This window comes from Curtobacterium sp. AC272 (genome assembly GCF_979258155.1).
On sequence record NZ_OZ409838.1, the window covers coordinates 894,340 to 908,029 of the forward strand.

The following is a 13,690-nucleotide window of genomic DNA, read 5'->3' on the forward strand; positions in this document are numbered from 1 at the left end:
CGTTGGCCGCTGGCCGGCGTGACCTCCTTGTTCACCGCGCTCGACGACCCCCGTGCGACGGCCCACATCGCCCATCTCCTGCAGACGGGTGAGACGGCGGTCCCCGTGACCGCCGGACTGGCGGCGGCGCACGACTTCCTCGACGCCGTGCACGCCCTCACCCTGCCGCCGACGCTCGTGCTGATCGACGACCTCGACCGCATGGACGTCGAGAGCCAGGAGCTCATCGCGTTCCTCGCCGGCCGACTCGCAGGCACCGCTCTGCGCGTCGTGGCGACGGTCCGTTCGGTGCCGTCGGACGGTCCGCTCGCGGCCCTGCCGGCGCTCCGCATCGAGCCGCTGCCGTCCGACGAGGCACTCGTCCTCGCCCGGACCATGGCACCGGAAGAAGCGAACGACGGCGTCCTCGCCGTCCTCGCCGCGGAGACCGGTGGCAACCCCGGCGCGCTCCGCGAACAACTCGCGGTGCTCAGCCGCGAGCAGCTCACCGGCGCGGAGCCGATCGTGCTCCCGCTCCGACCCACGCCGACGACCGAGGCCCTCGCAGCCCTCGCACTCGGGTCCGCCGCGGGACGAGATCTGGACGTCCTCGCGAAACTCGCCCTGGTGCCGGTCGCGAAGACCACGGCCTGGGACCGCGACGAGTTGGACGACCTGGTCGGAGCAGGCCTCGCCACCGTGCGGGGCCAGAGCGTGACGGTCCGCGACCCCCTGGTCCGGTCCGCGCTGTACTGGCGGATGCCCGCCCGTGACCGCCGCGCGGCGCACGCCGCGCTGGCCACGGCGAGCACCGAGTCCGACCCGCGGGCCGCCGCGTGGCACCGGAGCTTCGTCGACGACGTCCCCGACGTGGTCGCGTTGCTCGGCGCCGCACGGTCGTACGTGGTGGACGGCAACGTGCACGCCGCGATCGCCCTCACCGAGCGTGCCCTGCACGTCGGTGGCGGCACCGAGGACGAGCTCGTCGCGCTGCTCGGGGTCGCTGAGGCCCTGCTCGGCAACCGGCTGCTCGGCTTCGCCGCGCGGTACCTCGCCGCGCTCCGTCCGTTCCGGACGACGGCGCACGAGGTCCGCCGGCTGCGCCTGCAGTACTCGGCGCAGTACCTCAGTGGCGACGCGGTGCACGCGGACGAACTCCTCGTGTCGGTGGACGCGACCGAGCCGGCCGACGTGGACGCGGTCGCCGGGCTGATGGCCATGGTGGCGTGCTTCCGTGCCGAGGCGTGGGAGCTCGACCAGGCGAAGGACCTGCTGCACCGCGTCGAGCCCCTCGAGGCGTCGGCGTCTCCGCACACGTTGGAGATCACGACGACCGCGCGGGAGCTCATCGCCGCGATCGACGGCACCCTGCCGTCGGACACCGACCTGCACGACGGACTCGCGACGTCGGTGCTGCTGGCGATGTCCGACCCGGCCCTGCTACTCCTCGCCCACGCGCTGAGCATCGCCGAGCGGTACCGGAGCGCGCGTCGGGTGTTCGCACTCGTCCTCGCCCGTGGCCCGCAGACGGCGCCGGTGTGGACCGAGGCAGCCCGCTACCTGACCGCCGAGAACGAGGTGCGCTCCGGGAACTTCCGGCAGGCGCTCCGCGCGATCGACGTGTGGGAGGCCGGCTCCTCGGTGGTCGAACGGCTCCGTGAGCCGTCGCGGGCCATCGCGATCGCTTGGCGGCACTTCGCCGAGGGGCGCTCCGCCGATGCCCTGGCGGTCGTGGACCGGTGCCTCGAGCACCGTTCGACGAGCCGCCTGTGGGGTGCGACGGCGAAGCTGCACGCGCTCCGCGGTCGGGTCCTGCTGCTCGACGGCCGACTGGAGGAGGCAGCCGCCGCACTCGAAGCGGCGGACGCTATCGGTCGGTCCCTGCGGAACCCCGCGGTGCTCCGGCACCTCGGCGACCTGGTCGAGGCGTACGCACGCCTCGGACGGATCGACGACGCCCGCACCATCACCGCGCGGCTCGCTGCGGACCACCACGCCCGACCGGGTCGCTGGGGTGCGCTCGTGCTGGCGAGGAGCCTCGCGCTCGTCGCCGACGACACCACCCGGGACACCGCCCGTCGCCGCGCGTTGGAGCTGTTCCAGCCGCACGACTCGCAGTTCGAGCGGGCACGGACGTTCGCGGCCCTCGCGACGGTCGGCAACCCCGCCGAGCGTCCGCGGCTCGGTGCGGCAGCAGCGGCGGCGTACGAAGCGGCCGGCATGCGCCGTCCCCTCGTCACCCCCGCACCGGCAGCGGCCATGCCGCCGTTCGGCACGGGGCCGTCGCTCCGGTCCGCACCGGTGCTGTCCGCGTCGATGCCGGGGACGCCCCGGAGCGCTCCGGACGCCTCCGCGGTGCTCACCTCGCTCACGGCCGAGGAGCGCGCCGTGGTGCAGAAGGTGACGGAGGGCTACCGCAACCGCGAGATCGCCTCGTCGCTGTTCATGTCGCAGCGCACGGTGGAGCTGCGGCTCACGCAGATCTACCGCAAGGTGGGCGCGCGGTCGCGCTCCCACCTGGTCGCGCTGCTCACGTAGTCGACGCGACCACGAGGCGGACGGGAGGCCCGGTACCAGCTGGTACCGGGCCTCCCGTCCGCCTTTTCCCTGTCCAGGACGCGGCGTGCGTTGCGGGAGTCCGCACGCGACCGCACCGCGGCGTCCCCCGCACGCGGGGAACCGCAAGAGCAGTCGACGACTGTTGCCGTGGCGGCGTCGCCGGGTGAGGCTTCTCATGCACCGACCGCCGTGCCCCTCCCCAGGGGCCAGACCGCGGTACCCCGTCCGGTACCCGAACCTCGTGGCCCACCCACTCCGTCGTCCGTCCTCGCCTGATCCGAGGACGGGCGCCGGTCAGGACCGCGAGGGCCCGGACGCGCGGCAGACCCGACGGCGGTCGGTGCCGAACCCCGCTCCACTCCCCTCCCCGTTCCCCCGAAGGGACAGCCGATGTGCGGCATCATCGCGGCCCGCGTGTCTGACGACGCGACGCCCTACCTGCTCGACGGACTCGAACGACTCGAGTACCGCGGCTACGACTCCGCCGGCATCGCCGTCCGGACCGCCACCGGACGCACCGAGACGATCCGCTCGGTCTCCCGGGTCGGGGACCTGCGCACGCTCGTCGCCGCCCGGTCCGGCGACGCCCTGACCGGCGTCGGCATCGGCCACACCCGCTGGGCCACGCACGGTACCGTGCGCGAGGCGAACGCCCACCCCCACGCCGACTGCTCGCGCCGGATCAGCATCGTGCACAACGGCATCATCGAGAACGCCGACCGCCTGCGCGACATGCTCACGGCGCAGGGCCACCGGTTCCGCTCCGAGGTCGACTCCGAGGTCATCGCGCACCTCGTCGAGCGCGCCCTGGCCGTCGACCCGGACCTGATGCTCGCCGTGCAGATCGCGACCGCGCAGCTCGAGGGGTCGTGGGCGATCGTCGTCCTCGACGCCCGCGACGGCCGGATGGTCGTGGCCGCGGACCGCTCCCCGCTCGTCGTCGCCCGGTCCGCCCGCGGCGACTTCGTGGCGAGCGACATCGGTGCGATCGCCGAGTGGTGCGAGACCTTCGTGGCGCTCCGCGACGGTGATGTCGTCGAGCTCGGCGAGGCCTGGACCTGGTCGTCGAACGGGATCACCGTGCCCGTTCCGTTCCCCACCCCGTCGCCGTTCGCCGCCACCGCGCTGGACCTCGGCGACCACCCCGACCACATGGCGAAGGAGATCGGCGAGCAGGCCGACGTCGTCAGCACGATCCTGGACCGGATCGCCCGCCGCACCGCGGACGGCAGCATGTGGGTCGGCCTCGGGCTGCCAGCCTTCCAGCGTCTGGCGATCGTCGCCTGCGGCACCTCGCTCAACGCCGGCCAGGTGATCGCCACCGCGCTGCGCGGCATCGGCGGCGTCCCCACCGACATCGTCGTCGCCAGCGAGGCCGACCAGGCCGTCCTCGGCCCCGAAACCCTCGTCGTCGCGATCAGCCAGTCCGGCGAGACCGCCGACGTCCTCCGCGCGCTCGACCGCTTCGAGGACCGCCACCCGGTGCTCGCGCTGACGAACAACATGCACTCCTCGCTGGCCCGTCGCGCCGACGCCGTGCTCGACTGCCACGCCGGTCCGGAGATCGGCGTCGCCGCGACGAAGACGTTCACCGCGCAGGTCGTCGTCGGAGTCGCCGCGGTGATCTCCGCGCTCGTGGCGTCCGGCCGCATCGAGGTCGCACGTGCCCACGCGCTCGTCGACGAACTGCTCGACCTGCCGGCGCGCATCGAGCACGCCACGCAGGTGTCCGCCGACCGGATGCCGCTCCTGGTGTCGAGCGTGAAGGAGGCCACCGGCTTCCTGTTCCTCGGCCGCGGTGCCGGGCTGCCGTACGCCGCCGAGGGCGCACTCAAGCTCAAGGAGCTCAGCTACCGCTGGGCCGAGGCGTACCCCGCGGGCGAGCTGAAGCACGGTCCGCTCGCCCTCGTCGACGAGGGCACCCCCGTCGTCGTGATCGACCACGGCGAGCCGAAGATCCAGTCGGCGATCGCCGAGGTCCGGGCCCGCGGCGGGTTCGTCATCACCATCGGCGGCGACGGGTCGGACATCCCGGCGCTCGGCAGCCGCGGCACCGGCGGACTCGCCTGGGGCGCCATGGCGGCACCGTGGGGTCCGCTCGAGGCCGTCGTGCCGCTGCAGATGCTCGCCCGCGAACTCGCACTGCAGCTCGGCTGCGACGTCGACAAGCCGCGCAACCTGGCGAAGTCGGTGACGGTCGAGTGATGCGCGGTCGGATGAACCACCTGACGACGTTCCTGGTCGTGCTCACGGCGTTCGCGATCGCCATGACGACGGTGCTCGTCGTCGTGGTTGCCGGGCCGACCGTCCTGGGCTGACCCCGGCGCGCGAGCGGGCCGGCCGGGCGGCGACTCGGAACGACGTTCTCGATGTCGTACGACGTCGAGGATGTCGTTCCACATCGTCCTCGCCGCCGGGTCTCGGGCAGTTCGCGGGACACGGCTGCGATGCTGGTCCCTTGACCACCGCAGCCCCGCCCTCGTGTTCGTCGCACTCGTCGTCGGCGCGCTCCTGCCGTTCCTGCCACTCGTCGGACGCGTCGCCCGGATCGCCGCGACCATCGCCCACGAGGTCGGGCACTGCATCGTCGTCGTCCCGTTCGGCGGCCGCATCCAACGCATCGACCTGCACCCGGACGGCTCCGGCGAGGCCTGGGTCCAGCTCGGCCTGGTCCCCGGCGGCATCCGCTGGCTCGTCCGGATCCTCAACCTCTACGCCGGGTACAGCGCGCCGCTCTGGGCCGGGGTGCTGCTGGTCACCGGGGTGCTGCACGGCTCGCGGTGGCTGCCCGTCGCCGTGCTCGGTGTGATCGGGCTCGTGGCGCTGGTGTTCGTGCGGAACTGGTTCGGCCTGCTCGTCGTGCTCGGGTTCGACGTCCTGGCGCTGTGGGTGGCGCTGCGTCCGTCCGAGGCCACGGTGCTCGTGGTCGCCGCCGTCGGGGCGTTCTTCGTCGTCGACGGACTGCGGTCGGTCGTGCAGGTCGCACGGTGGCTGCTCACCGGCGCCCGCGTGCAGACGGACTTCCACATCGCCGCAGCCGAGATGCGGGTGTCGGCGGGGGTCTGGTTCGTGCTGTTCGTGCTGGTGAACGGCCTCGCGGTGTGGCTCGCACGGGTCCCGCTGCTCGAGGTCTGGGACACCGTGGTTGCGGGCGTGCGCGCACTCTTCTGACGGGGTGCGGTGGTCGCACCACGTCCGCGACGATCCACGCGGTGATCGACTCGTGGATCGTCGAAAACTCCGTGCGCAACCCCGCGCCTACTCCCAGGGGCGCTGCGCGAGCTCGGCGGGGTCGAACACCCGACCACCGGCGACCACGAGTGACCGCGGCACCCGCCGCACCAGGGCATCCATCGGGTTCTCGGCGTCGAGCAGCACCACGTCGGCACGCGCCCCCGCCACGAGGTCGTGCGCCTCGTCGGTGACGAACCGGGCACCGTCGCGCGTGGCGAGCTCCACCACGCGGGTCAGGTCCTCGTCCCGCACCACACCGCCGGCCCGCGCGTACTGCCACGCGATGCCGAGCAGGTCGCCGTCGCCGTATGGGCTCCACAGGTCGCGGATGCCGTCGGTGCCGAAGCCGAACCGCACGCCGGCCTCGTCGAACTCGTGCAGGGGAAGCTGTCGCATCCGTACCGGGGCGACCGTGGTCATCGTGACGCCGAGCGACGCCATCCGGGCGAGCAGGTCGCGGCGACGCACGGGATCGACGTCGACGATCGCGAATCCGTGGGCGATGTTCACCCTGCCGGGTGCGATGCCGAGCCGCTCCACCCGGTCGAGCACCAGGTCGAACGCGAACGCACCGAGCTCGGCGGGCTCGTGCAGGTGGATGTCGATGCCGCACCCGGTGTCGGCGGCGATGGCGAACAGGCCGTCGAGCTGCCCGACCGGGTCGCGGTCGATGAGCGACGGGTCGAGCCCACCGATGTGGTCCGCTCCGGCCGTCACCGCCTGCCGCAGCAGGTCGAGCACACCGGGCCGCCGGAGCACGCCGTCCTGCGGGAAGGCGACGATCGACACCTCGACCGCACCGTCGAGCGCGTCGGCCGCAGCACGCACGGCGTCGATCCCCCGCAGCCCGACGCCGAGGTCGACGTCGACGTGCGTGCGGACCCGGGTGGTGCCGGTGCGCAGCCCCTCGCGCAGCACCCGCGTGGCGACGGGTTCGCTCGGGATCCCGAGGGCGTCACGCCGAGCCCGCTCGTGCGCGATGCGCCCCTGCGTGCCGGGCTCGCCGCCGTACGACTCCCACTCGTGCCCCCACCAGCTCTTGTCGACGTGGGCGTGCGTGTTGACGAACCCCGGCAGCGCGAGCTGGCCGCGCCCGTTGACGACCCGAGCACCGGCATCGGCATCGGCATCGGCATCGGCATCGGCACCGTCCGCGACGCCGTCGCCCGCGCCGGTCGCGGTGACCGAGACGATGCGGCCGTCCGCCACCCGGATGTCCGACCGTGCACCACCCCACGGACGGACATCGCGGATGATCAGGGTCGCTTCGTCGGTCGCCATGCCCCCATCGTGGCAGTCGCCAGGGCCCCGCCGCGACCCCACTGCACCCCGGTTCCGCGTAACGGAACGCCGCAATCGCCTGTCCACGCAGCGAAGGCTGCGAGGCTACCGCCAGACGACTCCCGGAGGTGTCCCATGGCGAACGACGATCACGGTTTCTCGACCGAACAGGTGCACGGCGGCTTCGTGCCCGACGCAGGGCACGGCGCACGGATCCCGGCCATCCACATGTCCTCCGGCTTCCTCTTCGACGACTTCGACCAGGCGCGCGACCGCTTCGCCGGCACCGAGGACGGCTACACCTACACCCGCCTCGGCAACCCGACGAACGCCGACGTCGAGCGCCGCGTCGCCCTGCTCGAGCGGGGCGTCGAGGCGATCCTGGTCGGCAGCGGCCAGGCGGCGGCCACCATCGCGTTCCTCGGCCTCCTGCAGGCGGGCGACCACGTCGTCGCCGCCCGCAGCATCTACGAGGGCACCAAGGGGCTGCTCGTGCAGAACCTCGGCCGCCTCGGCATCGAGGTCGACTTCGTCGCCGACCAGCGCGACCTCGACGAGTGGGCACGGCTCGTCCGCCTCGAACACGAAGGCGTTCTTCGCCGAGACGATCCCGAACCCGAAGAACGACGTCCTCGACATCACCGGCGTCGCCGACACCGCGCACCGTGCCGGGGTCCCCCTGATCGTGGACAACACCCTGGCGACGCCGTACCTGGTCCGCCCGGTCGAGCACGGCGCCGACATCGTCATCCACTCGGCATCGAAGTTCCTGTCCGGCCACGGCGCGGGCCTGGGTGGCGTCGTCGTCGACGGCGGCACGTTCGACTGGTCCGCCTCCCCCGAGCGCTGGCAGCACCTCACCAGCCCGGAGCGGTCGCTCGGCGGCGACAGCTACGTCGAGCGCTACGGCAACCGGGCCTTCGTCGTCTTCGCGCGTGACGTCGTCGCCTCGCGCATCGGCCCGACCCCGTCGCCGTTCAACGCGTTCCTGATCCGTCAGGGCATCGAGACGCTGAGCCTGCGCGTGGAACGCCACAGCGCGAACGCGCTGGCGGTGGCGCAGTGGTTGGAAGCACAGCCGGAGGTGACGAGCGTCGACCACGCGGGTCTGGCCTCCAGTCCGTTCCACGACCTCGCCCAGCGCTACCTGCCGCGCGGTGCCGGCTCCGTCTTCGCGTTCACGCTGGCGGGCGGCGAAGCCGCCGCGCACACCTTCATCGACAGCGTCCAGCTGTTCAGCCGGATGACCCACCTGGGCGACGTCCGCTCGCTGATCCTGCACCCCGCGACGACGACGCACGCCGGCAAGACCGCCGCGGAGCGCGCCGACCAGGGCATCGACGACGGCCTGATCCGTCTGTCGGTCGGCATCGAGGACGTCGCGGACCTGCTCCGCGACCTGGAACGCGGGTTCGCCGCGTTGCGTTCCGCAGACGGCGATGACGACCGGGCGCGATCCGCTCAGGGGCGGCGCGCCAGCGACGCGCGGATCGCGCCGGGCGAGCCTGCGAGCCCGGTGAGTGCGTCCGACGCGGAGCGCGCGTCCCTGGAACACTCGGTCCCGGGCACGCACGTGATCTCGGAGGAGCTCTAGACGATGGCACGACCGCAACACTTCGGGTACTTCTTCTCGCGCGGGTTCGGCCCGCAGGCGTGGGGGCGCTCGGACTGGGACTGGGCCCACGACTGGACCAAGCCCGACCTGTACCAGCAGTCCGTCCGCACGCTCGAGCAGGCCGGCATGGACCTGGTGATCGCCGAGGACGCCATCTCGCTCGGCAACCCGTCGACGCTCGACCTGCGCATCCGCCAGGCCTACGGCGGCCCGAAGCACGACCCGTTGCTGCTCGCGCCGTACCTGTTCGCGGCGACCTCGCACATCGGCATCGCCCCGACCGTGAACGCCGGGTTCACGCCGCCGTACCTGGCCGCGCGACAGTTCGCCACGCTGGCACACCTGTCCTCCGAGCGACTCGGCATCAACGTCGTGACCGACGTCGGCAGTGCCCGGCACGCCGGTCTGCCACCGCTGCCGCACGACCAGGCGTACGACCGTGCCGAGGAGTGGATCACGCTGCTCCGCCGGCTCTGGCACTCGTGGGGATCGTCCGGGTACGTCGGGGATCCTCCGACTGGCGCTTCGCCGACGGCGACGCGCTCGACGCGTTCCACCACGAGGGCGCGTACTTCACCGCCGACGGCCCGCTCAACGCGCTGCCGCTCGACTCGGACCCGGTGGTCGTCTCCCCGGTGGCTCCGGTCGGGGCCTCGCGTTCGCCGGCACCCACTCGGACGTGCAACTCGCGCTCGCGCCGTTGTCGGCGTCGGCTGTGCGGGACTACCGCGCTCGGGTGGTCTCCGCGGCCGCCGTCGCCGGGCGTTCCGCGGACTCCCTGCGGATCCTGTTCGTCCTGAAGCCCGAGATCGTGTCGTCCCCCGAGGAAGCCGACCGGATCGTGTCCGCTTCGAGGCACCCGTCCGACGACGACCTGCGGACCGCGGCGATCGCGTGGTCGAGCGACTCCGAGACGGACCTGCTCGCGCTCGACCTCGATGCTCCCGTGCCGGACGGGACCTTCGGTGACCACGTCTCCGCCGGCACGATCCGCGGGCTGCTCGGCGACACCCCGGACGCCCCGCTGCGCTCGCTGCTGGAACGCAAGGCCCGCAAGGGGCGGGTGTCCTCGCGCGAGGGCTTCGTCGGGACCGCCGACGAGTTCGCGGACTTCATCGAGGAGCTCGGGTCGGACGCCGACAACGACGGCATCATCTTCTCGGGCGACCTGCACCCGGCGCAGATCCACCGGATGTTCGGCGACCTGGTGCCGGTGCTCCGGCGCCGTGGGCTCCTGCGGCGGGAGTACGGCGCCGGGGGCATCCGGGCGAACCTGTTCGACTTCTAGTGGTGGACCGGCTCGACCACGCCTGATTCCTCGACGTCACGGACGTCGTCGGCCGTGCGGAGGATCTCCGCACGGTCCGAGGCGGAGTTGATCGCCCAGTAGTAGATCACCAGTGAGAACACCGCGACGACGACGATGTCGATCCACAGCGGGAACACCGGGCGCGTCAGCGGGCCGAAGTCGCTGAGGAACACGATGAGCCCCATGCCGATCAGGTACGGCAGCAGCCACTGCGCCGCCTTCCAGTCCCAGCGCGGCCGGACGCTCGAGGCACCGCGGAACACGTTGTTCAGGACGATCACCACGGCACCGATGAGGATCGCGACGCCGAGCTTCCAGTCGGTGTCCCACCCGGTCCACAGGATGATGAGGTTCGCGACGATGAACGCGATCGGCGACAGCACCGCGGCGGCGGGCATCCGGTAGGGGCGCTCGATCTCCGGGATCCGCTTCCGGAACGCACCGAGCGCCAACGGGGCGCCGGCGTACATCAGGACCGACGCGCTCGTGATGAGGCTCACCAGCCCCTGCCACGAGGGGAACGGTGCGAAGCACGCGCAACCGACGACGAACGCCGTGACGAGTCCGACCCACGGCACGCCCTGCTTCGTCGTCCACTCGAACGCCTTCGGGAAGTACCCGTTGCGACTGAGTCCGTAGGAGATGCGGCTCGTCGCCGTCACGTAGATCAGCCCGGTCCCCGCGGGCGAGATGATCGCGTCGATGAAGATGACCACCGCCAGCCACGTGAGGCCCGCGGCCATCGCGATGTCGGCGAACGGCCCCGTGTACTTCGTGAAGTCGGCGGTGGCCCAGGACCCCTGGATCGCATCCGACCGGAGCACCCCGAGGAACACGACCTGCAGCAGCAGGTAGATCACCAGCCCGATGAGCACCGAGCCGATGACGGCGCGCGGGATGTCCTGCCGCGGGTTCTTCGCCTCACCCGCGAGCTGGTCGGCCTGCTCGAAGCCCAGGAAGGCGAAGATGATGCCGGAGGTGGACACCGCCGCCAGGACCCCTTGGCGCCCTCGGGCATGAAGCCGTCGGCCGCCGTGAAGTTCGAGCCGTGGAACCCGCTGAACGCCAGCACGATGATGACCAGCAGCGGGATGGCGACCTTCCACCACGTCGCCGCCGAGTTCGTGTTCGCGAGGATCCGGACGCTGAGCAGGTTGATCACGGTGACCACCGCCATGAGGACGACGGCGACCGCGATGCCCGCGCCGGTGAGCAGCTGCTGCGTCTCCCCGTCCACCGTCGTGGTGTGCAGCCACGGGTGCGCGAACTGCCAGTGCTGCGCGTACTTGATCATCGCCTCGACCTCGATCGGGGCGACGGTCACGGACTGCAACCAGGAGAACCAGCCGAACGACGCACCGGCGATGCCCCCGAACGCGATGTGGGGGAACCGCGCCGTTCCGCCCGCGATCGGGAACATGCCGCCGAGTTCGGCGTGCACGAGGGCGAGGACGAGGATCGCCACACCACCGATGAGCCAGGAGATGATCGCGGCCGGGCCCGCGGTCTTCAGGGCCTCCTGCGACCCGAAGAGCCATCCGGAGCCGATGATCGACCCCGTCGAGGCCCAGATGAGCCCGATGAAGCCCACGTTCCGCTTGAGGCCGGAGTCCGGCAACGCCGGCGTCGTCGTTGTAGCCACTGCTGCTCCCGTCGAGTGAGCGCGCCCCACGAACGGGGGTCGCGCTCATCGACTCTGGCACCGGGACAGCAGCTTGGCCGGATTCTTTAACATGCCGGAAACAATTGTGCTGTATAAGCACTCAGGCTGCTACTTCTTGGACTTCTTCTTGTCGTCGTCCTTCTTGTCCGACTTCTTCTTGTCCGACTTCTTCTTGTCGGACTTCTTCTTGCCGTGGTCCTTCTTCTTGGACGGCTTCTTGTCGTCCTTCTTCTGCTTCTGCTGCTGCTTCGCTTCCCCCGAGGGCAGCGGCAGGGCCGGGGTCAGCTCCGGCGACTCGACCCCGTCGATCGGCTCGACCACCACGGCGGAACCCGTGTCGAGCGCGACGTCGACCGCGTGTTCCTCGAGCACGGGGGCGAGCGCGTCCGTCACCCGCTCGACGGTGAGCACGGCGTCGTCCTCGGCGAGCCGCAGCAGCGCCTGCGCCGTGCGGACCCGAGTGGTCGTCTTCCGGGCGAGCACGTCGGCGCGCGCACCTCGAGGAACGTGCGGAGTGTGCGCTCGACGACCGACCGCCCACGCGGTGCAGCGCGGTCCAGGCGGTCCAGCTCACCGGCGGCCCCGGCCACGTCATCGGCGACGTGCTCGTGCCGCACCGACTCGATCAGCGCCGCGATCGCTGCAGCACCCCGCTCGACGGCAACCGAACGCTGGTCGAGCACGACGAGCATCTCGACGACCGAACCGTAGGTGACGGTCTCGAGGCGGACGGGTTCGGCACCCCGGCCGCGGACGACCAGGCGGGCGTCGGGCGTGGGCAGCCAGGCGGCGAGGGCAGCGACCGTCGCGACGGACCCCACGATCCGCTCGTAGTCGGCGAGCACCACTCGCTCCTGCTCGCGCAGACGGACTCGGATCGCGATCTCCTGCACCACGTGGGGGCCTTCCGTTCGGGGTCGGCGCGGGCGTGTCCCGGCGCCTGCAACGGATCGTAGTCCTGCGAAGTGGCCGAACAGCGAACGCCCCGGCATCGTCCAGGGACGGTGACGGGGCGTTCGTGCAACACGTGGTGACAGCGGCTCGACGACCGGCGAATGGTGGAGATGGGGGGAATCGAACCCCCGTCCATCGCTGCAATTCGACGTCTTCTACGGGCGTATCCGGATAGTTCGTTCTGCTCGGCCCCGTCCTTTGCTACCGGCTTCTAGGACGACGGGCCCAGTCTCAGTGCAAGTCCCGCACGGCCCTGAGGCGCAACCGTGCAGCAAGTCCTCTGGATGACGCCGGGATCAGGTTAGGGGACGGTCACCTGGCCGACGGACTTCATGTGCTGGGCTGCTTACGCAGCGAGAGCGAAGTCAGTGCGCTTGGAATTGGCACTTGTTGTTTTCCACGGATCGTTCACGAGATAACCGTGGGTCCTCGGCCCGCTTCCCGTCGGCACACAGGCAATGTCGAAACCGATCATCCCCATGCGGGCCGGACGTGCGAGCCGCTGTCACGCTGTTGAGTTGTGTTGCGACTGCTCCGATCGGAGCAGTCCCTCAGTCTAGCCGACCGAGGTGCGAGGCCGCTACTCGCCGACGCGGTTCTTCGTGCGCATGGCCCGCTCGGCCTCACGCTTGTCGGTCTTCTCCCGCATGGCCTGACGCTTGTCGAACTCGCGCTTGCCCTTCGCGACGGCGATCTCGATCTTCGCTCGGCCGTCGTGGAAGTAGATCTGCAACGGCACCAGCGTGTAGCCGCCCTGAGCCGTCTTGTGCGAGATCTTCACGATCTGCTGCTTGTGGAGGAGCAGCTTGCGCTTGCGCCGAGGTGCGTGGTTGTTCCACGTGCCCTCGGTGTACTCGGGGATGTGCACCGCATCGATCCAGGCTTCGCCCCGGTCGATGTAGGCGTACCCGTCGACCAGCGAGGCACGACCCATGCGAAGGACTTCACCTCGGTGCCGGACAGGACCATGCCGGCCTCGTACGTGTCCTCGATGAGGTAGTCGTGTCGGGCGCGACGGTTCGTCGCGATGATCTTCTCACCGCGTTCCTTCGCCATGACGACTCCTCTCGTTCCGGGCACCGCGCTGCGCAGCCCT

8 protein-coding genes, 1 other RNA gene and 4 pseudogenes are annotated in these 13,690 nt (G+C 71.3%); 7 read left to right on the top strand and 6 right to left on the bottom strand.

The window, feature by feature from the left end; translation table 11 throughout:
• The first annotated feature begins 18 nt into the window (after nucleotides 1–18).
• The 4 genes from ACZZ0J_RS04440 to ACZZ0J_RS04455 all read left to right on the top strand — a co-directional run bounded on the left by ACZZ0J_RS04440 (nucleotide 19) and on the right by ACZZ0J_RS04455 (nucleotide 5,709).
• Entirely contained in the window at nucleotides 19–2,517 is a 2,499-nt protein-coding gene (locus ACZZ0J_RS04440; RefSeq protein WP_463435082.1) for a helix-turn-helix transcriptional regulator, read from the top strand.
• A gap of 411 nt (nucleotides 2,518–2,928) precedes the next feature.
• Nucleotides 2,929–4,743, top strand: coding sequence for a glutamine--fructose-6-phosphate transaminase (isomerizing) (glmS, locus tag ACZZ0J_RS04445; RefSeq protein ID WP_463435084.1), 1,815 nt, complete (start codon nucleotides 2,929–2,931; stop codon nucleotides 4,741–4,743).
• Complete coding sequence (locus tag ACZZ0J_RS04450) at nucleotides 4,743–4,856, top strand: Rax2 family protein (RefSeq protein WP_240347339.1); 114 nt, start codon at nucleotides 4,743–4,745, stop codon at nucleotides 4,854–4,856. The genes glmS and ACZZ0J_RS04450 overlap by 1 nt, the downstream gene beginning before the upstream one ends.
• A 163-nt stretch (nucleotides 4,857–5,019) precedes the next feature.
• Nucleotides 5,020–5,709 carry a M50 family metallopeptidase gene (locus ACZZ0J_RS04455; RefSeq protein ID WP_463435087.1) on the top strand — a complete coding sequence of 230 codons (690 nt, stop codon included), beginning with the start codon at nucleotides 5,020–5,022 and terminating at the stop codon, nucleotides 5,707–5,709.
• A gap of 87 nt (nucleotides 5,710–5,796) precedes the next feature.
• Here the strand turns inward: ACZZ0J_RS04455 and ACZZ0J_RS04460 are convergent, their stop codons facing one another.
• On the bottom strand, nucleotides 5,797–7,053 hold the full coding sequence (locus ACZZ0J_RS04460) for an amidohydrolase family protein (RefSeq protein ID WP_463435089.1): 1,257 nt from the start codon (nucleotides 7,051–7,053) through the stop codon (nucleotides 5,797–5,799).
• 135 nt (nucleotides 7,054–7,188) lie between these two features.
• Between ACZZ0J_RS04460 and ACZZ0J_RS04465 the strand changes: the two are divergent.
• The 3 genes and pseudogenes from ACZZ0J_RS04465 to ACZZ0J_RS04475 form a co-directional block, all read left to right on the top strand.
• Nucleotides 7,189–7,566: pseudogene (locus ACZZ0J_RS04465) on the top strand (PLP-dependent transferase); the annotation flags it as partial.
• 94 nt (nucleotides 7,567–7,660) lie between these two features.
• Entirely contained in the window at nucleotides 7,661–8,647 is a 987-nt protein-coding gene (locus tag ACZZ0J_RS04470) for a PLP-dependent transferase (protein WP_463438137.1), read from the top strand.
• Between the two features lie 3 nt (nucleotides 8,648–8,650).
• A pseudogene (locus tag ACZZ0J_RS04475) lies at nucleotides 8,651–9,956 on the top strand (LLM class flavin-dependent oxidoreductase).
• Here ACZZ0J_RS04475 and ACZZ0J_RS04480 read toward each other — a convergent pair.
• The 5 genes and pseudogenes from ACZZ0J_RS04480 to smpB all read right to left on the bottom strand — a co-directional run bounded on the left by ACZZ0J_RS04480 (nucleotide 9,953) and on the right by smpB (nucleotide 13,650).
• A pseudogene (locus ACZZ0J_RS04480) lies at nucleotides 9,953–11,649 on the bottom strand (APC family permease). The pseudogenes ACZZ0J_RS04475 and ACZZ0J_RS04480 sit on opposite strands and share 4 nt — an antisense overlap.
• A gap of 99 nt (nucleotides 11,650–11,748) precedes the next feature.
• On the bottom strand, nucleotides 11,749–12,051 hold the full coding sequence (locus ACZZ0J_RS04485) for a hypothetical protein (RefSeq protein WP_463435091.1): 303 nt from the start codon (nucleotides 12,049–12,051) through the stop codon (nucleotides 11,749–11,751).
• Nucleotides 12,030–12,536, bottom strand: a complete 507-nt coding sequence (locus ACZZ0J_RS04490) for a hypothetical protein (RefSeq protein ID WP_463435093.1) — start codon at nucleotides 12,534–12,536, stop codon at nucleotides 12,030–12,032. Before ACZZ0J_RS04490 ends, ACZZ0J_RS04485 begins: the two co-directional genes overlap by 22 nt.
• A gap of 160 nt (nucleotides 12,537–12,696) precedes the next feature.
• Nucleotides 12,697–13,073: a transfer-messenger RNA gene (gene ssrA, locus ACZZ0J_RS04495) on the bottom strand.
• 101 nt (nucleotides 13,074–13,174) lie between these two features.
• Nucleotides 13,175–13,650, bottom strand: a pseudogene (smpB, locus tag ACZZ0J_RS04500) (SsrA-binding protein SmpB).
• Nucleotides 13,651–13,690: the final 40 nt, after the last annotated feature.